The organism is Streptomyces sp. NPDC093089 (assembly GCF_044754405.1).
Classification (GTDB): Bacteria; Actinomycetota; Actinomycetes; order Streptomycetales; family Streptomycetaceae; genus Streptomyces.
The window spans coordinates 67503-86188 of sequence record NZ_JBIVPA010000003.1 but is presented as its reverse complement, the minus strand read 5'-3'; the positions used below and the strand labels follow the sequence as shown (position 1 = coordinate 86188).

The window sequence follows — 18686 nt, the reverse complement described above, 5'->3', positions numbered from 1 at the left end:
ACGCGGTGCGGCGGCGGCTCTTCGGCCGCCCGGACGGGGGCGGCGTCACAGGCGCTCGATGATCGTCACGTTGGCCTGGCCGCCGCCCTCGCACATGGTCTGGAGGCCGTAGCGGCCACCGGTGCGCTCCAGTTCGTGGAGCAGCGTGGTGGTGAGCTTGGTGCCGGTCGCGCCGAGCGGATGGCCGAGGGCGATGGCACCGCCGTTGACGTTGACCTTCTCGGGGTCGGCGCCCGTCTCCTTCAGCCAGGCCAGGACGACGGAGGCGAAGGCCTCGTTGATCTCCACGAGGTCGATGTCGTCGAGGGTCATCCCGGCCTTCTTCAGCGCGTACGCCGTCGCCGGGATCGGCGCCGACAGCATGCGGATGGGGTCCTCGCCGCGCACCGAGAGGTGGTGGACCCGGGCCCGCGGCGTCAGACCGTGTTCCCGGACGGCGCGCTCCGAGGCGATCAGCATCGCCGAGGCCCCGTCGGAGACCTGGGAGGAGACCGCGGCGGTCAGCCGGCCGCCCTCGACCAGCGGCTTCAGGCCGGCCATCTTCTCCAGGGTGGTGTCGCGGCGCGGGCCCTCGTCGGTGGTGACGTCCCCGTACGGGACGATCTCCCGGTCGAAGCGGCCCTCGTCGATGGCGCGGGCGGCCCGCCGGTGCGAGCGCAGGGCGAACTCCTCCATGTCGCCGCGGGAGATGCCCCACTTGGCGGCGATGAGTTCGGCGCCGTGGAACTGGTTGACCGGTTGGTCGCCGTAGCGGGCGCGCCAGCCCGCGGAGCCGGCGTACGGGCCCTCGGTCAGTCCGAGCGGGGCGGCGGCCTGCCTGCCGGCGAAGGCGATGGGGATCATCGACATGTTCTGCACGCCGCCCGCCACCACGAGGTCCTGGGTGCCGGAGAGGACTCCCTGGGCGGCGAAGTGCAGGGCCTGCTGGGAGGAGCCGCACTGCCGGTCGACGGTCGTGCCGGGCACCTCCTCGGGCAGTCCGGCGGCGAGCCAGGCGGTGCGGGCTATGTCGCCGGCCTGCGGGCCGACGGTGTCCAGGCAGCCGAAGACGACGTCCTCGACGGCGGCCGGGTCGGCGCCCGCGCGCTCCATCAGCTCCTTCAGGACGTGGGCGCCGAGGTCGGCCGGGTGGACGGCGGACAGTCCGCCGTTCCGCCGGCCGACCGGGGTGCGTACCGCTTCGACGATGTAGGCCTCGGCCATGGGTCACTCCTTGTTCGTACGGCGTTCGTGTGTCCGGTGTCCGTCACGGAGGGCGACGCCCTCCAGCACCATCGACAGGTACTGGCGGGCGATCTCCTCCGGGCTGTGCCGTCCGCCCGGCCGGTACCAGGACGCGGCGACCCAGACGGTGTCGCGCACGAAGCGGTAGGTGAGCCGGACGTCGAGGTCGGTGCGGAGGACCCCGGCGGCCACGCCGCGTTCCAGGGTCCTGAGCCAGGCTTCCTCGAACCTCCGCTGCGCGCCGGCGAGGTAGCCGAAGCGCGGCTGCTCGCGCAGGTGCCCGGACTCCTTCTGGTAGATGGCGACGGCGGCGCGGTGCCGGTCGATCTCCCGGAACGACTCGGTGACGAGGGCTTCCAGGGTCTCGCGGGGGCCGAGCGCCGCGGCGAGCACGGCGTCGTAGCGGGCCCACAGTTCGTCCAGGAAGGCGCGGAGGATCTCGTCGAGCATCGACTCCTTGGAGTCGAAGTGGTAGTAGAGGCTGCCCGCGAGCAGGCCGGCCGCGTCGGCGACGCGGCGGACGGTGGTGGCGTCGTACCCCTGGGCGGCGAAGACCTCGGCCGCCGTGTCCAGGATCTGGCGGCGCCGTTCCGGCGCCGGTCTCACGGGTGCTGGCTGCTGACGGAGAGGACCTCGCCCGTGAGGTACGAGGAGTAGCCGCTGGCCAGGAAGACGATCACGTTGGCCACCTCCCACGGCTCCGCGTGGCGTCCGAAGGCCTCCCGGGAGGTGAGTTCCTCCAGGAGTTCCGGGGTGGTGACCTTCACCAGGTGGGGGTGCATGGCGAGGCTCGGGGAGACGGCGTTGACCCGTACGCCGTACGCGGCGGCTTCGAGGGCGGCGCAGCGGGTGAGGGCCATCACGCCGGCCTTGGCGGCGGCGTAGTGGGCCTGTCCCCGCTGGGCGCGCCAGCCGACCACCGAGGCGTTGTTGACGACGACGCCCCCGGTGCCCGCGGCCTTCATGCGGCGCAGGGCGGCGCGGGTGCAGCGGAAGGTGCCGTTCAGGGTGACGTCGAGGACCTTGTCCCACTGCTCGTCGGCCATGTCGACGAGGTCGGCGGTGCCGCCGAGGCCCGCGTTGTTGACGACGATGTCGAGGCGTCCGTGGCGCTCGGCGGCGAGGTCGAGCAGCGCGCCGACCTGGGCCTCGTCGGTGACGTCGCAGGGCAGGGCGGCGACCCGGTCGGCGCCGAACTCCCGGGCCAGCTCGGCCTCGGACTCCTTGAGCCGGCGGGCGTGGGCGTCGGAGAGGACGACGCGGGCGCCTTCTTCCAGGAGTCGTCTGGCGGTGGCGCCGCCGATGCCGGCGCCGGCCGCGGCGGTGACGACGGCGGTGCGGCCGGCCAGCAGGCCGTGGCCCGGGACGTAGGGCGGAGGTGTGTGCGGGGTGGTCACGGGCGGGCCTCCTTGGGCAGGCCGAGGACGCGTTCGGCGATGATGTTCCGCTGGATCTCGTTGGAGCCGGCGTAGATGGTGTCGGAGCGGGAGAAGAGGTAGAGCCGCTGCCAGTCGGTGAGGTCGTAGGGCTCGCCGGCGGCGAGCATGCCGTCGGCGCCGCAGACGTCCATGGCGAGTTCGCCCAGTTCCCGGTGCCAGGTGGCCCAGAAGATCTTCCCGATGGACGCCTCGGGTCCCGGGGCTCCGGCGGCGGCTCCGCCGAGCATGCGGAGGGCGTTGAAGCGGATGGTCTCCAGGCCGATCCAGGCGCGGGCGAGGCGGTCGCGGATCAGCGGGTCGGTGGCGGCGCCGTTGCGCTGGGCGAGTTCGATGAGGGCTTCCAGTTCGCGGCGGAAGCCGACCTGCTGGCCGAGGGTGGAGACGCCCCGTTCGAAGCCGAGGGTGGCCATGGCCACCCGCCAGCCGTCGCCGGGGTCGCCGACGATGTGGGAGGCGTGGGTGCGGGCGCTGTCGAAGAAGACCTCGTTGAACTCGGAGGTGCCGGTCAGCTGGACGATGGGCCTGATCTCCACGCCGGCCTGGTCCAGGGGGACGAGGAGGTAGGACAGGCCGCGGTGGCGGGTCGATCCCGGTTCGGTGCGGGCGACGACGAAGCACCAGTCGGCCTCGTGCGCGAGTGAGGTCCACACCTTCTGCCCGGTGACGGTCCAGTCCGTGCCGTCGCGTTCGGCGCGGGTCCTGACGTTGGCCAGGTCGGAGCCGGCGTCCGGCTCCGAGTAGCCCTGGCACCACAGTTCCTCGACGGCGACGATCGGCGGGAGGAACCGCTCGCGCTGTGCGGGGGTGCCGAAGGCGATCAGGGTGGGGCCGAGGAGCTGTTCGCCGATGTGGCCGACGCGGGCGGGGGCGTCGGCGAGGGCGTACTCCTCGTGGAAGGCGACCTGCTGTTCGAGGGTCGCGCCGCGTCCGCCGTACTCCTCGGGCCAGCCGACGCAGGTCCACCCTTCGGTGGCCATGTGCCGTTCCCAGGCGAGGCGTTCGGCGTGCGCCTCGTGTTCGCGTCCGGGGCCGCCGCGGCCGCGCAGGGCGGCGAACTCGCCCGCGAGGTGGGACCGCAGCCAGCCGCGGACCTCTCTGCGGAACTCCTCGACGTCGCTCATGGCCGTACGTTAACCTACCAAACACTTGTTAGGGAAGGAGGGCGGATGTCCGCTGCCCGCACCGCGTCCACGGAACCGGTCCGCTACACACGCCGAGGCCCGGTGGCCGTGGTCACCATGGACCGGCCCGATCACCGCAACGCCCAGAACTCCGCGATGACGTACGCCCTCGACCGCGCCTTCTACCGCGCGGCCGACGACGACGAGGTGAAGGTCGTCGTGCTCGCCGGCGCCGGGAAGCACTTCTCCGCGGGCCACGACATCGGCACCCCCGAGCGCGACGCCCACCTCCCGTTCGACCGCAGGGCCGGGCTCTGGTGGGACCACTCCGACAAGCGGGGCGCAGAGAGCCGCTTCGCCCGCGAGTCCGAGGTCTACCTCGGCATGTGCCGGCGCTGGCGCGAACTGCCCAAGCCGATGGTCGCGTCCGTGCAGGGCGCCTGCGTCGCCGGCGGCCTGATGCTCGCGTGGGTGTGCGACCTCATCGTCGCCGCCGAGGACGCGTTCTTCGCCGACCCCGTGGTCCGCATGGGCATCCCCGGCGTCGAGTACTTCGCCCACCCCTGGGTGATGCCACCACGCGTCGCCAAGGAGTTCCTCTACACCGGCGACCGGATGGACGCCCGGCGCGCCTACGAGGTCGGCATGGTCAACCGCGTCGTCCCCACCGGGGAACTCGCCGAGCGGACCATGGAGTTGGCGGCCAGGATCGCCGAGATGCCCCGCATGGGCCTCGCCCTGGCCAAGCGCGCCGTCAACCAGGCCGAGGACCTCCAGGGCCTGCACACCGGGATGGACTCGGTCTTCGGACTGCACCACCTCGCGCACGCGCACAACGCCGAGACCGCCGCCGACGCGCTGGGCGGCGTGGACCTCCGCGCGATGCTGCGGCATTCCGGGGAACGCCCCCACCCCCGGAAGGCGGGAGCCTGATGGACCTCGACCTCTCCGCGGCGGACGACGCCTTCCGGGCCGAGGCCCGCGCCTGGCTCACCGCCCACGTGCCCGACACCCCCCTGCCCTCCCTGGAGACGCGGGAGGGCTTCGCCGCCCACCGCGCCTGGGAGCGGACGCTGTTCGCGGAACGCTGGTCGGCGGTCTCCTGGCCCGAGGAGTACGGCGGCCGGGGCGCCTCGATCGTCCAGTGGCTGGTCTTCGAGGAGGAGTACTACGCGGCCGGCGCACCCGGCCGGGTCGGCCAGAACGGCATCAACCTCCTGGCCCCCACCCTCTTCGAGCACGGCACCGACGAGCAGCGCGCCCGCGTCCTGCCTCCCATGGCGAGCGGCGAGGTCGTCTGGGCCCAGGCCTGGTCCGAGCCCGAGTCCGGCTCCGACCTCGCCTCGCTGCGCTCCACCGCCGAACGGACCGACGGCGGCTGGCTCCTGAACGGGCAGAAGACCTGGTCGTCCCGGGCGGCCTTCGCCGACCGCGCCTTCGGCCTGTTCCGCAGCGACCCCGACGCCGGACGGCCGCACCAGGGCCTGACGTACCTGATGTTCCCGCTGGACGCCGACGGGGTCACCGTACGCCCCGTCGGACGCCTCGACGGCAAGCCCGCGTTCGCCGAGCTCTTCCTCGACGACGTCTTCGTGCCCGACGGGGACGTGATCGGCGCACCGGGGCAGGGCTGGCGGGTCGCCATGAGCACCGCGGGCAACGAGCGGGGGCTGACCCTGCGCAGCCCCGGCCGGTTCACGGCCGCCGCCGAGCGGCTCACCGCGCTGTGGCGGGAGAACGCCGACCCCGCCGACACCGCCGTGCGCGACCGGGTCGCCGACGCCGTCATCGGCGCCCGCGCCTACCGGCTGTTCACCTACGCCAACGCCTCGCGGATCGCCGCCGGAGAGGGCATCGGCGCCGAGTCCAGCCTCAACAAGGTCTTCTGGTCCGAGCTCGACATCGCCCTCCACGAGACCGCCCTCGACCTCCTCGGACCGTACGGCGAACTGTCCGACGAGGCCCCGGACGCGCCCGCGCACGGCGGCTGGGCCGAAGGCCACACCTTCTCGCTCGCCGGACCGATCTACGCCGGCACCAACGAGATCCAGCGCGACATCATCGCCGAGCGGCTGCTCGGCCTCCCGAAGGGACGCCGGTGATGCGGTTCCTCCTCGACGACGAGCGGCGGGAGTTCGCCCGCTCCCTCGACGCCATGCTCACGGCCGCCGACACCCCCGGCGCCGTACGGGCCTGGGCGGCCGGGGACACCGCGCCGGGCCGCGCGCTCTGGACGCGGCTCGCGGACGCGGGCGTCTTCACCCTCGCCGTACCGGAACGGCACGACGGCCTCGGCCCCCTGCCGGTCGACCTGGCCGTCGCCTTCACCGAACTGGGTCGGCACGCCGTGCCGGGACCGCTGGTGGAGACGGTCGCCGCCGCGGCGCTGCTCGACCGGCTCGCAGACGCCGGGGCCGCCACGCTGCTGCCGCAGATCGCCGGCGGCAAGGCGGTCGTCTCGCTGTGCGTGCCCGCCCTCGGCGGCCCCTACGCCCTGGACCCGGACGCCGCCGACGCGGTCCTCGTCGTCGAGGGCGACACCGTGCGCCTGGCGGAGGCCGCCGGCCCGGTCCAGCGTTCGGCCGACCCCGCGCGCCGGCTGGCCCGCCCGCTCGGCGGAACCGTCCTCGCGCGCGGCCCGGCGGTGACCGCCGCGACCGCGCACGCCGCCGACGTCGCCGCCCTGGCCACCGCGGCCCAGTCCCTCGGCCTCGGCCGCGCCCTCCTCGACCGGACCGTCGCGTACGTCCGGCAGCGCACCCAGTTCGGCGTCGCCGTCGGCTCCTTCCAGGCCGTGAAGCACCGCCTCGCCGACACGCTCATCGCCCTGGAGTTCGCCCAGCCCCTGCTGTACTCCGCCGCGCTGGCCCTGGCACGGGGAGCGGACCACGCGTCCGCCGAGGTCGCCGCGGCGAAGGTCACGGCGGGCGAGGCCTCGTACGCCGCCGCCCGCACCGCCCTCCAGCTCCACGGCGCCGTCGGCTACACGGAGGAGCTGGACCTCGCCCTGTGGATCCGCAAGGCGCGGCCCCTCCGCGACGCCTGGGGCACCCCGGCGGTCTGCCGCGCCCGCGTCGTCGAGGCCCTCGACCGGCCCGGCGCCGCCGCGACGACGACGGGAGCCGAAGCGTGAGGCCGACCGAGGAAGAGGAGGAACTGCGGTCCGCCGTGCGGGCCGTGCTCCACCGCCACCCGGAGGACGCGGCCTGGCGGCCGCTGACGACGCAGGTCGGCGTCGCGGGGCTCGCCGTCCCCGAGGAGTACGGCGGCGCCGGGTGCGGGGCCCGGGAGGTCGGCGTCGTGATGGAGGAACTGGGGCGCGAGCTGAGCCCCGTGCCGTACCTCGGCTCCGCGGTGCTCGCGGTGCAGACGCTGCTCGCGTCCGGCGACGGCGAGGCCTGCGCGCGGCTCCTGCCGTCACTGGCCTCGGGGGCCGTGGTGGGGGCCGTCGCGTGGGCCGAGCACGGCTCCTGGGACCCGTCCGCCCCACGGGCCGAGGCCGTCCCCGGGCCCGGGGGGACGTGGCGGATCACCGGGACCAAGGAGCACGTGCTGGACGGCGCGGCGGCCGGGGTGCTGCTCGTGGCGGCCCGTTCGGACGCGGGGGTCTCGCTCTTCGAGGTGCCCGGCGACGGCGCGGGCGTACACCGCGAGGCGACCGTGACGATGGACTCCACGCGGGCGCAGGCGCGCGTCGTCCTCACCGCGGCGGAGGGCCGGCTCGTCGGCGGCGTCGGCGAGGGCGCCCGCGTGCTCGCGCACGTACTGGACCTGGCCTGCACGGCGCTCGCCGCCGAACAGGTCGGCGCCGCCGCGCGTTGTCTGGAGCTCACCCTCGCGTACGCGGGCGAGCGGATCCAGTTCGGCCGCCCCATCGGCTCGTTCCAGGCGGTCAAGCACCGCCTCGCGGACGCGTACGTCCAGGTGGAGTCGGCGCGTTCGGCAGCGCTCGGCGCGGCCTTCGCCGCCGCCGCGGGTGCCCTTGAGCTGCCCCGCCTGGCGGCCGCAGCCAAGTCGGCCTGCTCGGAGGCGTTCTCGGCGGTGGCCGCCGAGACGATCCAGCTGCACGGCGGCATCGGCATCACCTGGGAGCACGACGCCCACCGTTACTTCAAGCGCGCGCACGGCTCGTCCCACCTCTTCGGCACGCCGGCCTGGCACCGCGCCCGCCTGGCGGCCGACCTGGGCCTGCCCGCGACGACGTGACGGCGTGGGAGTCAGGCCCGTTCCCCGGCGGAGGGGGAACGGGCCGTGACGAGTCCCGTCTCGTACGCGGTCACCACGGCCTGGACGCGGTCGCGGAGGCCCAGTTTGGCGAGGATGCGGCCGACATGGGTCTTCACGGTCGTGTCGGACAGGTAGAGGCGCTGGGCGAGTTCGGCGTTGCTCAGGCCCTGCGCGAGCAGCCGCAGGACCTCCCGTTCACGGGAGGTCAGGACCGCCAGGTCGCGGTGCAGGTCGGCCGGCTCGCCGGCCGGGGCGGTGCGCGCGTGGCGCTCGACGAGGCGGCGGGTGATGGTGGGTGCGAGGAGCGCGTCGCCGGTGCGGACCAGGTGGACCGCGGCCACGAGGTGCTCGGGGGTGACGTCCTTGAGGAGGAAGCCGCTCGCCCCCGCGGACAGGGCCTCGTAGACGAGTTCGTCGAGGTCGAACGTGGTCAGGATGATCACGCGCGGCTGGTCGGCTGCGCCCGTGAGGATGCGCCGGGTGGCCTCCAGGCCGTCCGTCTCCGGCATGCGGATGTCCATCAGGACCACGTCGGGCCGGGTGCGGCGGACGGCGTCGACGGCCGCGGCGCCGTCGGGCACCTCCGCGACCACGTCGATGCCGTGGGCCTCCAGGATCATCCGGAAGCCGGCGCGGACGAGCGCCTGGTCGTCCGCGATGACCACGCGCAGGGGGTCGTTCACCTTGTCTCCCTCACGCCGTCTCCAGGGGTACGCGTGCGGTGACACGGTAGCCGCCGGTGAGGCGGCGCCCGGTGTGCAGGGTGCCGCCGTAGACCGCCAGCCGCTCGCGCAGCCCGATCAGTCCGCGCCCGTTTCCCGTCGCGGCGGCGGCGCGCGGGCTGCCACCGGTGTCGGTGACCTCCACGCGCAGGCGGTCGGGGCCGTAGTCGAGGGTCACGGCCGCGCTGGCGCCGCCCGCGTGCTTCACGGTGTTCGTCAGTGCCTCCTGCACCACCCGGTAGAGGGCGAGGCTGATGCCGGAAGACACGTCGCGCGGGGTACCGGTGGCGTGCAGGGTGACGGGAGTGCCGGCGTGCCGCACCCGGGCGACCAGGGATTCCAGCTGGTCGAGGCCGGGTTGCGGGTCGAGGTTCGCGGTGGCCGGGGCGGCGGCGTCCTCGGCGTCCATGGTGAGCAGCCCCATCGTGTGCCGCAGTTCGGACAGCGCCGTCCGGCCGCTCGCCTCGATGGCGAGGAGGGCTTCGCGGGTCCGGTCGGGGGCGGTGTCCAGGACCGTGCGGGCGGCACCGGCCTGGATCACCATCATGCTGACGTTGTGGGTCACCACGTCGTGCAGTTCGCGGGCGATGCGGGCCCGCTCCCGCTCGGCGGCGCGGCGGATCCCTTCGGCCTGTTCGCGTGCGAGGGCGGCCGCCCGTGCCCGGCTCTCGGCGGTGCGCACCTTCCAGGTGCGCATCCCGTTCGCCGCCAGGACGAGCGGCACGAGGACCATGAGGGGGACGTACTTGGTGGGGACCGAGGACGAGACCGTCAGCAGTTCCAGGTGGGTGATCGACCCGTTGGCGAGGAGCAGCGCCGGGAGGCTCGACAGCGTGGCCACCCGGTAGGGGCTGTAGACGGCCGCCGTGTAGGCCGCGACGACGCCGGCGTAGAAGGTGATCCGCTGGGCGTCGTACGGCGTCAGCGCGGTCGCCGCCGTCACGGTCCACAGCACGGCCAGGGGGTATCTGCGGCGCAGCACCAGGGGCGCCGAGGCGAGGACCGTCAGGGCGATCACGGCGGCCGTGGTCGCCGTCTCCGAACCGAGCACGAGCGGCGCGATGCCGTCCCGGGCGCCCCGCATCCGTTCCGGCCCCTGGTCCACGGCGTACGACAGCAGCACGGCGGACAGGAACAGCGCCAGGAGCGCGTCGAACGCCAGGCCCGGCCTGGTCGGCCGCGGCAGCGGTCCGGTCGGGCGTCTCAGCTGCGCGACCCCGTCGCGCAGCCGGGCCGCCGGTGACGTGCGGTTCATCGCGCCATTGTCGCCGACCCCCTCCCCCGGCACACCCTCCTCGGGTCGCATCGGGCGTACGCCTCACGTCTACGCCTCGGGGAGGACCCGGCGGGTTCTCGTCACCGCGGCGGACGCGAAACGGCACGGCATGACGACGCGCCCGCAGCGGGCACGCGCCTAGCGTCCGACGGGCCGGATGTACGGACCCGAGGAGAGCGCCTTGTCCACCCCGCTGATCGAACTGTGCGATGTGAACCGCCGATACGACGGGTCGTCCGAGGGCCCACCGGCCCTGCGGGAGGTGTCGCTGACCGTGCGGAGGGGCGAGGCCGTCGCGATCCTCGGACCGTCCGGGAGCGGCAAGTCCACCCTGCTCCACCTGATCGCGGGGCTCGACCGCCCGGACACCGGGTCCGTCACGGTGGACGGCGTACGCGTCGACGGACTGGGAGAGGCGGCGGCGGCCCGGTACCGGCGCACCACGATCGGGATGGTGTTCCAGTTCTTCAACCTGCTCGACGACCTGACCGTCACCGACAACGTCCTCCTGCCCGCGCAGTTGGCGGGCATGGCGCGCGGCGAGGCCGGTCGCCGCGCGGCGGAGCTGCTGGAGACGCTCGGCATCGACCGGCACGCGCGGGCCTACCCCGGCCGGCTGTCCGGTGGCGAACGGCAACGCGTCGCCGTGGCAAGGGCGTTGATGAACCGGCCGCCGCTCCTGCTCGCCGACGAGCCGACGGGTGCCCTGGACACCGCCGCGGGAGAGGACGTCAGCCGCCTGCTCGCCGACCTGAACGCCGACGGCCAGACCGTCGTGCTCGTCACCCACGATCTCGCCCTCGCCCGGTCCTGCACGCACCGCACGGTCCGGCTCCGCGACGGACGGGTCGTCTCCGACCGCGCCGGCGGCGGCCTCGGGGAAGACGTCGCCGCCGAGGCGGCCGAGGGCGTCCGATGAGCGCGCTGGGCAGGATCGTGCGTTCCGGGACGGGACGCCGTCGGCTGCAGACGTGGGTGGTCGGCCTGTCCGTGATGATGGCGGTCACCGCGTCCGTCCTCGGCGGTTCCCTCCTCGCGGTCTCCGGCGCGCCCTTCGACCAGGCCTTCGCCCGGCAGCGCGGCGCCCATCTGACCGTGCTCTTCGACGTGGACGGGACGTCGGCCGCTCGACTGCGCGCCACCGCCGACGGCGCCGGGATCGCCGCGGTGTCGGGCCCGTTCCCGACGGTCTCCCTCACTCCCCGCGTCGACGGGGTCGAGGACCTGCCGCCGCTGACGTTCGCCGGGCGCTCCGGGCCGGAGGCCGCGGTCGACGCCCTCGCGCTGGTGGAAGGGCGCTGGGCCACCCGGCCCGGCGAGGTCGTGCTGTCGGCCGACGCGCGGGTCATGCCCGTGGTGGGCCTGCGCCTCCGGCTGCCCGAGGTCCCCGGGGCCCCGGAACTCGAGGTGGTCGGCGTGGCCCGCTCGGTGACCCGCAGCGCGGACGCCTGGGTGTCTCCCTCCCGGATCGACGGGCTCAGGACGTCCGGGGGCGCCGCGGGGTACGAGATGCTCTACCGCCTCGACCGCGCGGCGACCGACGGCGAGGTGTCGGCGGGGCGCGACGCGGTGACGGCGGCGGTTCCGGCGGGTGCGGTCGCCGGTGCGCTGTCCTGGCTCACCGTCAAGAGGACGGCCGACCGCGAGACCGCGCTGTTCGTTCCCTTCCTCGTGGCGTTCGGTGTGCTCGGCCTGGTCATGTCGGTGCTCGTCGTCGGTCACGTCGTCGCGGGCGCGGTCGGCTCCGGGGCGCGGCGGATCGGGATCCTCAAGGCGGTGGGCCTCACTCCGGGGCAGGTCGTGGCGGCGTACCTGGGGCAGGCGCTGGTCCCGGCCGGCATCGGTGCGGCGCTGGGCGTCCTGGCGGGCAACTTCCTTGCCGTGCCGGTGCTTTCGGAGGCCGCGGACGCCTACGGCACGACCGGTCCGACCGTGGCTCCCGGGGTCGACGCCGCCGTGGCCGCGGGCGTGCTCGGCCTCGTGGCGCTCACGGCGGGGGCCGCCTCCTGGCGGGGCGGGCGGCTGCGGACCGTCGACGCGCTCGCCGTCGGGCGGGTTCCGTCGCCCGGCCGCGGCCGGTGGGCCGCCCGGCTCGGGGCTCGTCTTCCGCTGCCGAGGCCGGTGGGCCTCGGGCTCGTCTTCCCGTTCGCCCGTCCGGCGCGTGCGGCGGCCGTGTGCGTGGCGGTGGCGTTCGGCACCGCGGCCGTCACGTTCGCCGTCGGTCTCGGTGCGTCGCTCGGCGAGGTGCTGACCGCGCGGGAGCACGCCGCGGCCGACGTCACCGTGGTCGTCCCCGGGCCCGGCGCCCCACCCGTACCGGATGGCGGGTCGCCGACCGGGGCCGGGTCGGCCGGGAACGCGGCCGCGATCGAGGCCGCGATCGAGGACCGGCCCGGTACCGGCGCGTCCTACGCCACCTCCGTCACGCGGGTGACGGTCCCCGGCGTGGCCGGATCGGTCGAGGTCGTCGCGTTCACCGGCGACGCGTCCTGGGGCGGCTACGAGATGGTCGCGGGCCGCTGGATCGCGGGGCCGGGCGAGGCGGTGGTGCCGACGCCGTTCCTGGCGGCGACCGGGACGAGGGTCGGGGACACCGTCCGGCTGGACGATCGCGGCACTCCGGTGACCGTGCGCATCGTCGGGGAGGTCTTCGACACCCGCGACGAGGGCCGGCGGGTCTTCACCGACCGGGCGACCCTCGACGCCGCGGAGCCCGACCTGCCGGCCGTCTCGCATCACCTCGCGGTGCGACCGGGCACGGACGTGTCGGCGTACGTCGCCGAGCTGAACGCCGCGCTGCGGCCGCTGGGGGGCTCGGCCGCGGCCGGTGGGGCGGGCGGTGGCAGCGACCAGGTGGCCGTCCTGAACTCGCTGACCGCGGTCCTCACGTTGATGCTGGTCGCCGTCGCCGCCGTGGGCGTCCTCAACGGCGTGGTCCTCGACGTCCGCGAGCGGGTCCGCGACCTCGGTGTCCACAAGGCGCTGGGCATGGTGCCCCGGCAGACCGTCGCGATGGTCGTCGCCTCGGTGGTCGCGACCGGGCTCGTCGGCGGTGCGATCGGCGTGCCGCTCGGTGCGGCCCTGCACTCCGTGATCACTCCCGCCATGGGCGAAGGGGCCGGGCTTCGCCTGCCCGACGTCGTCCTCCGGGTGTACGGGACGACCGATCTGGTCCTGCTGGCGCTCGGCGGGCCGCTCATCGCCGTGATCGGTGCGCTCGGGCCCGCGGTGCGTGCCGCGCGGGCCTCCACGGTCGCCGCCTTGCGGAGCGAGTAGTCCTCGGGGGGGGCCCGAGCCGTCCACGACGAATCCTGCCGGAGGTCTTCCAGAACCATGCGACATGTGAAATTTTACACGTCACATGTCAACTGCCCCGTGCTGTTCGCCCAGCACGTGGCCCCAACGGCCCCGGAGGCCCCCACAGATGCATCCCTTCCGGATATCGAAGACCGGCGCGCGAAGACTTCCCGTACTCGGCGTGGCCATCTGCATGACCCTCGGTCTGTTCGCACCGCAGAGCCAGGCCGCGCCCGTGGACCCGGCCGCCGGGGCCGGTGCGCACGCGGGCGCCGCCGCCTCGGCGCCCCGGGCGATCCCCGTGCCCAAGTCGCCCCACGCGATCAGCGCCAACCCCCGCTTCCGGCTCTCGTCACAGGACGGGACCGAGGAGTCCGCACAGGCGCCCGCGCCCGCACCGGCCGCCAAGACCGGCAAGTGGTCGGCGGCCGCGGCGGCCGACGCGTGCGGCGACCTGTCCGGCGTCGTCAACGCGACGGGCGCGGCGCTGGTGCAGCAGCTGAAGGCCCTCCCCCGGATCAGCTGTACCTACCCGCTGTTCAACCTCACCGGGGAGAACGCGCGGAAGGCCTTCCGCGAGGCCCAGATGGTGACCGTCGCCGACGCGCTGCGCGACGACTCCGCCCGGTACGCGGGCAACAACAGTGCCTCCACCGGCCAGTTGGTGATGTTCCTGCGCGCCGGCTACTACGTGCAGGAGAACAACGCGGACGCCGTCGGCGGCTACGGAACGGCCCTGAAGGGCGCGTCGCGCGGGGCGCTCGACGCCTTCTTCGCGTCGCCGCGCAGCAAGGACGTCACGGATGCCAACGGCGAGATCCTCAACGAGGTCGTCACGCTGATCGACAGCACCCGGGAGGCGGGCCGGTACGCCGGTGTCGTCAAGTGGATGCTCGGCGGCTACGACGGCACGTGGCCCGGCCAGATGAACCTGGCGATGCAGCACGTCGAGTGGGTCGTCTCGAACGGCTTCAAGGCCGCGGACGACGACCGCGGCTGGCGTGCCGCCCTCAAGGCCGACCCCGCCATCCTCGACACCTGGGCCGGGTTCATCACGCGCAACGGCGCCCAGCTGAACCGCCTGGACGTCGTCAGCAACGTCGGCCGCCACCTCGGCCACGCCCTCGACGTCCCCGAGCTCAAGGACCGCGTCCGCCCGCTCCTCAAGGACCTGATCAACCGGTACCCGAACGTCGGCCCCACCGCGCCGATCACCATGAACCTGGGCTGGTACACGCGCCAGTACGACCGGAACAACTGCGCCGCCTACGCCATCTGCGACCTCGGCGAGCGCGTGCTGCCCCTGGTCCTGCCCACCCAGCACACCTGCAACCCGGGGCTGAAGATCCGCGCGCAGGACATGTCCCCCGACCAGCTGGCGAGCACCTGCACGAGCCTGGTCGACCAGGACGCCTACTTCCACCGGATCATCGGCGACGAGGGCGCGATCCCCGGTGACGTGAACACGAACCTGGAGGTCGTCGTCTTCGACGACTACACCCAGTACGCGCTGTACGCCTGGGCCATCTACAACATCGACGTCGACAACGGCGGCATGTACGAGGAGGGCAACCCGTCCGTTCCCGGCAACCAGGCCCGCTTCATCGCCCACGAGGCCCACTGGCTGCGCCCGGACTTCCAGATCTGGAACCTCAACCACGAGTACACCCACTACCTCGACGGCCGCTACAACATGTACGGCGACTTCGAGGCGGGCATCACCACGCCCACCATCTGGTGGGTCGAGGGCATCGCCGAGAACATCTCGTTCGGCTACCGCGGCGAGCGCAACGCCGACGCCATCGCCGAGGCCGGCAAGCGGACGTACAGGCTCAGCGACCTGTTCGACACCGTCTACGGCCAGGACGAGGACCCGGAGGTCAACTCGAACCGGGTCTACCGCTGGGGCTGGCTCGCGGTCCGCTACATGCTCCAGAAGCACCCCGCGGACGTCCGGACCGTGCTCGGCGCCTACCGCACCGGTGACTGGACCGGCGCCCGCACCTTCCTGAAGCAGACCGTCGGCACCCGGTACGACGCGGACTTCGCGACCTGGCTCACGACCGACTGCGCGACGAACGACTGCGGTCCGCTGCCCGAGGCCACGGCCGCCCCCGCCCCCCTCTGCAGCCTCGGCGACGCGCGTCAGTTCGACCAGAACTGCCGCCGCGACGGCCTCGCCGCCTCCGCCGGCAACTACAGCTACCACTTCGTCCACCTGCCGGCCGGCGTCAGGAAGCTGACCATCACCAGCAGCGGCGGCACCGGTAACGCCGACCTGTACTACGGCGGCGGCAGCTGGGCCACCACCGGCAGCTACCAGGCCAGGTCCACCAACGCCGGCAACGGCGAGACCCTCACCATCGACAACCCGCCCTCCGGCTGGGTCTACTTCAGCCTCGCCGCCGCACAGGACTTCAGCGGGGTGAGCCTCACCACCCGGTCCGAGTAGCGAACCGTTCGCCGGTGCCCGTCCGGGCACCGGCGAACCCCCCGAGCCCCTCCCCGGCAGCACCCGACCGGGGACGGCGATGTTTAAAACCGAACTGCCGGCGCAGACGCATGCCAAGACGGGAAAACCCGTCGGGAACCCGTCCTGTCACCGATTCGACGAGCGAATCGGGGGCACGTCACCGCTCTGCGACCGGCAGGAGACCGCATGAAGATCCGTGTGGGGCGCCGCCGCCACGGCCGGCGCGGACGCCGGGTCCTCTCCCGGTGGACTCCGCGGGCCCTCGTCCGCCGAACCGTGGTGCGCCTGACGAAATGGGAGCTCCATCTGATGGCATGGGGCATGCGGATGACGGCGCGACGGGCCCTGCACGCCCTGGTGCCGACGGCTGTACGGCGCAGGGTGTAGGCAGGTCCGGACGGAGGAGACATGGGCACCTGGGAGAAGACGAAGGCGCAGATGGAAGAAGTCGCCGGCAGCGCCGTGAGGAAGTCCGCGCACGCGATGGGCAACGAGAAGCTGGCGGCCAAGGGCGGGGCACTCCAAGCGCGCGGCAAGGCCCGGCGCCTGAAGGAGGAGGCGAAGGGGAAGTTCTCCTGATCGACGCTCCTGATCGACGGCTGGTCCACATCGCGAGACAGAAGGAATCATGGGAATACTCGCTTGGATTCTCCTCGGGTTGCTCGCGGGCATCATCGCGAAGATGCTGATGCCCGGTAAGGACCCGGGCGGCATCATCGTCACCACGCTCATCGGCATCGCGGGCGCCCTGCTCGGGGGATGGCTCGGCAAGGTCCTCTTCGACGTCGACTCCGTGGACGGCTTCTTCGAGCTGTCCACCTGGATCGCCGCCATCGTCGGTTCGCTCGTCCTCCTCGCGGTCGCCCGACTCTTCGCACGGCACAAGTGACGCCCCCACCGTGGCCCAGGGCCTCCCCTCACAGGGGGCCCTGGGCCGCACGACTGCCCTCGGTCCGAACTCGGTCCGTCCCCGGCCTCGGTCCGTACCCGGCGCGAGCGGAGCGCCGTCAGCGCGCGGGGGGAAGCAGGGGGCCCAGGGGGCCGAGCTCCAGGTTGAGGTCGTCGAGCGTGTACCCGTGCTCGACGCACAGCTCGGTCATCCGGTCGTGCAGGGCGAGCAGGGTGGCCCCGAGTTCCTCTTCCTGAGCGTCGGTGAGGCCGCCCGCCTCGACGCGGCGGAGGGCCTGGCGTTCGATGAGCTGCCGCAGGAGTTCGACGACGGTGAGGACGAGCTTGAGGAGGTCCTCGCCGACGGCCTCCCGGTCGGTACGGATGCGGTGGGCCGCCGGCCGGGTCTCCCCGGGCGCGGCGAGCGGCGCCCGGAGGAGCTGGAAGGCGTGGGGCGGCCGGTCGCCGACGGCGTCCGGGTCGGGGTGCGGCGGTCGCGGGGCTCGGTGGCTGTTCATGGCCTGACCTCGGGGGCGAAGGTGTCGGAGGCGGTGACGGACGTGATGAGGGCACGCAGGGAGATGCGTACGAGGTCGATGTCGGCGATGGAGAGGACGAGGTCGCCGGTGACGACGACACCGCCGGCCAGGAGCCGGTCGAGGAGGTCGACGAGGGCGACCTGCCGGCCGGGAAGCGGTGCGGGGCGTTCGGCGGGGGTCATGAGCGCGCGCCGCGGTGCTCGGGCGGGTCGTCGGACGGTGCCGACGGCATGGCGAAGGAGTACGGCGCCCAGGGGCCGGTGACCTCGACGCGTACGCCGGTGAGGTCGCGGCCCGCCCGGCGGACGGCGGCGCGGAAGTCCTCGGCCTGGTCCTCGGGAACCAGGTAGGCGTCGTTGAGGACGTTCTCGCCGTTCTCGCGGCTTGTGAGCGGGCCGGTCTGCGCCGGGTGGCGGACGACGTCGGCGGCGTGCCGGGCCGCCGTGGCCGCGATGCGGTCCACCACTTCCCTGGCCTGCAGGTAGCGGTCCTCACGGGCGTGGCTCTGGGCACGGCGGGCTTCCAGATAGGCCTTGCCGGGAGTCGTAGCGGCATCGGGAGCCGTGCCGGCGCCGCCCGCCGTGCCGGCGCCGGGGACCGTACCGGTGTCGGGGGCCACGTAGACCTTGACTCCGTACTCGGCGTGGTGGGCGAGGAGGGCGAGTCTGGTCCCGAAGGCCTCCTGCTGCGCGCCGAGCGCTTCCCGGGCGCTGTCGGTGTCCCGGTAGAGGGTGGCCAGCCGCAGGGGCAGGACGACGGTGTGCTCCGTGAGGGCCTGGATGACGCGGTGGTGGGCGCGGGCGGTCTCGTCGAGCCAGGCGAGGTCCTCGAAGCGGGATCTGAGGACCTCCTCACCCCATGCGTCGGCGGGCACCCGGCTGACGGCGAAGGCCGGGGCGTCCGGCCCCGCGCCGTGGGGGAGCAAGAGGGCGACCGGAGCCGCGCCGACCCCGCGCAGGTCGCCCAGCAGCTCGCCGAGCCGAGGGGTGGGGGCGGCGACGGCGTAGACGTAGGTGAGGCTCGGTTCTCCGTTCACGGTGCGGGCCTTTCGCTCTCGGCGTCGCCGGGCCGGGCCGCGCCGCGCCGCGCCGGGCCCCCGTCGGAGCGGTCGGACGGCAGGGCGTCCGACCGCTCGCGGCGCAGGGCGTCGAGCTCCGCGCGCAGGCGCCGGTTCTCCTCCGCGAGCGGATCGGCGCTGTGCCGGGAGGAGAGCGAGGGATCGTGCTCCCACCAGTCGATGCCCATCTCCTTGGCCTTGTCGACCGACGCGATCAGGATGCGCAGCTTGATGGTCAGCAGTTCGATGTCGAGGAGGTTGATGCGGATGTCGCCGGCGATCACGATCCCCTTGTCCAGGACGCGTTCCAGGATGTCGGCCAGACTGGCCGACGAGGACGGCGGGTACGCCGCCGGCGACGCACGGGACGGCATCGGGGCGATCCGGTGGGCAAGCGGGTCAGTCACGGGCCCGACCTCCTGG

The 18686-nt window shown here is 73.8% G+C and carries 20 protein-coding genes; 10 read left to right on the top strand and 10 right to left on the bottom strand.

Annotated elements, in window-relative coordinates; all coding sequences use genetic code 11:
- Positions 1-45: 45 nt before the first annotated feature.
- Genes ACIQFX_RS07365 through ACIQFX_RS07350 form a run of 4 tightly spaced genes read right to left on the bottom strand, consistent with a single transcriptional unit; the run spans position 46 to position 3784 of the window.
- The gene (locus tag ACIQFX_RS07365; protein ID WP_402459739.1) at positions 46-1203 is read right to left on the bottom strand and encodes an acetyl-CoA C-acetyltransferase; all 1158 of its coding nucleotides are present in this window, start codon (positions 1201-1203) and stop codon (positions 46-48) included.
- Positions 1204-1206: 3 nt separating this feature from the next.
- Positions 1207-1830 carry a TetR/AcrR family transcriptional regulator gene (locus tag ACIQFX_RS07360; RefSeq protein WP_402459738.1) on the bottom strand — a complete coding sequence of 208 codons (624 nt, stop codon included), beginning with the start codon at positions 1828-1830 and terminating at the stop codon, positions 1207-1209.
- The gene (locus tag ACIQFX_RS07355) at positions 1827-2621 is read right to left on the bottom strand and encodes an SDR family oxidoreductase (RefSeq protein WP_402459736.1); all 795 of its coding nucleotides are present in this window, start codon (positions 2619-2621) and stop codon (positions 1827-1829) included. Before ACIQFX_RS07355 ends, ACIQFX_RS07360 begins: the two co-directional genes overlap by 4 nt.
- Positions 2618-3784, bottom strand: a complete 1167-nt coding sequence (locus ACIQFX_RS07350; RefSeq protein ID WP_402459735.1) for an acyl-CoA dehydrogenase family protein — start codon at positions 3782-3784, stop codon at positions 2618-2620. Before ACIQFX_RS07350 ends, ACIQFX_RS07355 begins: the two co-directional genes overlap by 4 nt.
- 45 nt (positions 3785-3829) lie before the next feature.
- Here ACIQFX_RS07350 and ACIQFX_RS07345 point away from each other — a divergent pair, with 45 nt between their 5' ends.
- Genes ACIQFX_RS07345 through ACIQFX_RS07330 form a run of 4 tightly spaced genes read left to right on the top strand, consistent with a single transcriptional unit; the run spans position 3830 to position 7990 of the window.
- Positions 3830-4717 (top strand): enoyl-CoA hydratase, encoded by an 888-nt coding sequence (locus tag ACIQFX_RS07345; RefSeq protein ID WP_402459733.1) that lies wholly within the window; start codon positions 3830-3832, stop codon positions 4715-4717.
- A complete protein-coding gene (locus ACIQFX_RS07340; protein ID WP_402459731.1) occupies positions 4717-5886 on the top strand; it encodes an acyl-CoA dehydrogenase family protein in 1170 nt (389 codons plus the stop codon). The genes ACIQFX_RS07345 and ACIQFX_RS07340 overlap by 1 nt, the downstream gene beginning before the upstream one ends.
- Positions 5886-6917, top strand: a complete 1032-nt coding sequence (locus tag ACIQFX_RS07335) for an acyl-CoA dehydrogenase family protein (protein WP_402460664.1) — start codon at positions 5886-5888, stop codon at positions 6915-6917. The genes ACIQFX_RS07340 and ACIQFX_RS07335 overlap by 1 nt, the downstream gene beginning before the upstream one ends.
- Positions 6914-7990 (top strand): acyl-CoA dehydrogenase family protein, encoded by a 1077-nt coding sequence (locus tag ACIQFX_RS07330; RefSeq protein WP_402459729.1) that lies wholly within the window; start codon positions 6914-6916, stop codon positions 7988-7990. The genes ACIQFX_RS07335 and ACIQFX_RS07330 overlap by 4 nt, the downstream gene beginning before the upstream one ends.
- Positions 7991-8001: 11 nt before the next feature.
- On the opposite strand, the gene ACIQFX_RS07325 is transcribed toward ACIQFX_RS07330, so the two are convergent.
- Together ACIQFX_RS07325 and ACIQFX_RS07320 are read right to left on the bottom strand one after the other, a co-directional pair.
- Entirely contained in the window at positions 8002-8694 is a 693-nt protein-coding gene (locus ACIQFX_RS07325; protein WP_402459727.1) for a response regulator, read from the bottom strand.
- A 10-nt stretch (positions 8695-8704) separates the two neighbouring features.
- On the bottom strand, positions 8705-9988 hold the full coding sequence (locus ACIQFX_RS07320; protein WP_402459725.1) for a sensor histidine kinase: 1284 nt from the start codon (positions 9986-9988) through the stop codon (positions 8705-8707).
- Positions 9989-10190: 202 nt separating this feature from the next.
- Here ACIQFX_RS07320 and ACIQFX_RS07315 point away from each other — a divergent pair, with 202 nt between their 5' ends.
- The 6 genes from ACIQFX_RS07315 to ACIQFX_RS07290 all read left to right on the top strand — a co-directional run bounded on the left by ACIQFX_RS07315 (position 10191) and on the right by ACIQFX_RS07290 (position 16668).
- The gene (locus ACIQFX_RS07315) at positions 10191-10928 is read left to right on the top strand and encodes an ABC transporter ATP-binding protein (protein WP_402459723.1); all 738 of its coding nucleotides are present in this window, start codon (positions 10191-10193) and stop codon (positions 10926-10928) included.
- A complete protein-coding gene (locus ACIQFX_RS07310; protein ID WP_402459722.1) occupies positions 10925-13285 on the top strand; it encodes an FtsX-like permease family protein in 2361 nt (786 codons plus the stop codon). The genes ACIQFX_RS07315 and ACIQFX_RS07310 overlap by 4 nt, the downstream gene beginning before the upstream one ends.
- Positions 13286-13487: 202 nt before the next feature.
- Entirely contained in the window at positions 13488-15758 is a 2271-nt protein-coding gene (locus ACIQFX_RS07305) for a collagenase (protein WP_402459720.1), read from the top strand.
- A 207-nt stretch (positions 15759-15965) separates the two neighbouring features.
- Complete coding sequence (locus ACIQFX_RS07300) at positions 15966-16166, top strand: hypothetical protein (RefSeq protein ID WP_402459718.1); 201 nt, start codon at positions 15966-15968, stop codon at positions 16164-16166.
- A 21-nt stretch (positions 16167-16187) separates the two neighbouring features.
- On the top strand, positions 16188-16358 hold the full coding sequence (locus ACIQFX_RS07295) for a hypothetical protein (protein ID WP_402459716.1): 171 nt from the start codon (positions 16188-16190) through the stop codon (positions 16356-16358).
- Positions 16359-16407: 49 nt separating this feature from the next.
- The gene (locus tag ACIQFX_RS07290; protein ID WP_402459714.1) at positions 16408-16668 is read left to right on the top strand and encodes a GlsB/YeaQ/YmgE family stress response membrane protein; all 261 of its coding nucleotides are present in this window, start codon (positions 16408-16410) and stop codon (positions 16666-16668) included.
- Positions 16669-16786: 118 nt separating this feature from the next.
- On the opposite strand, the gene ACIQFX_RS07285 is transcribed toward ACIQFX_RS07290, so the two are convergent.
- Genes ACIQFX_RS07285 through ACIQFX_RS07270 form a run of 4 tightly spaced genes read right to left on the bottom strand, consistent with a single transcriptional unit; the run spans position 16787 to position 18670 of the window.
- Positions 16787-17185: a gas vesicle protein K gene (locus ACIQFX_RS07285; RefSeq protein ID WP_402459713.1), complete on the bottom strand. Its 399-nt coding sequence runs from the start codon at positions 17183-17185 to the stop codon at positions 16787-16789.
- A complete protein-coding gene (locus ACIQFX_RS07280) occupies positions 17182-17388 on the bottom strand; it encodes a gas vesicle protein (RefSeq protein WP_402459711.1) in 207 nt (68 codons plus the stop codon). Before ACIQFX_RS07280 ends, ACIQFX_RS07285 begins: the two co-directional genes overlap by 4 nt.
- Complete coding sequence (locus ACIQFX_RS07275; RefSeq protein WP_402459709.1) at positions 17385-18242, bottom strand: GvpL/GvpF family gas vesicle protein; 858 nt, start codon at positions 18240-18242, stop codon at positions 17385-17387. The genes ACIQFX_RS07280 and ACIQFX_RS07275 overlap by 4 nt, the downstream gene beginning before the upstream one ends.
- Positions 18239-18670 carry a gas vesicle protein gene (locus ACIQFX_RS07270; RefSeq protein WP_402459707.1) on the bottom strand — a complete coding sequence of 144 codons (432 nt, stop codon included), beginning with the start codon at positions 18668-18670 and terminating at the stop codon, positions 18239-18241. The genes ACIQFX_RS07275 and ACIQFX_RS07270 overlap by 4 nt, the downstream gene beginning before the upstream one ends.
- Positions 18671-18686 lie beyond the last annotated feature (16 nt).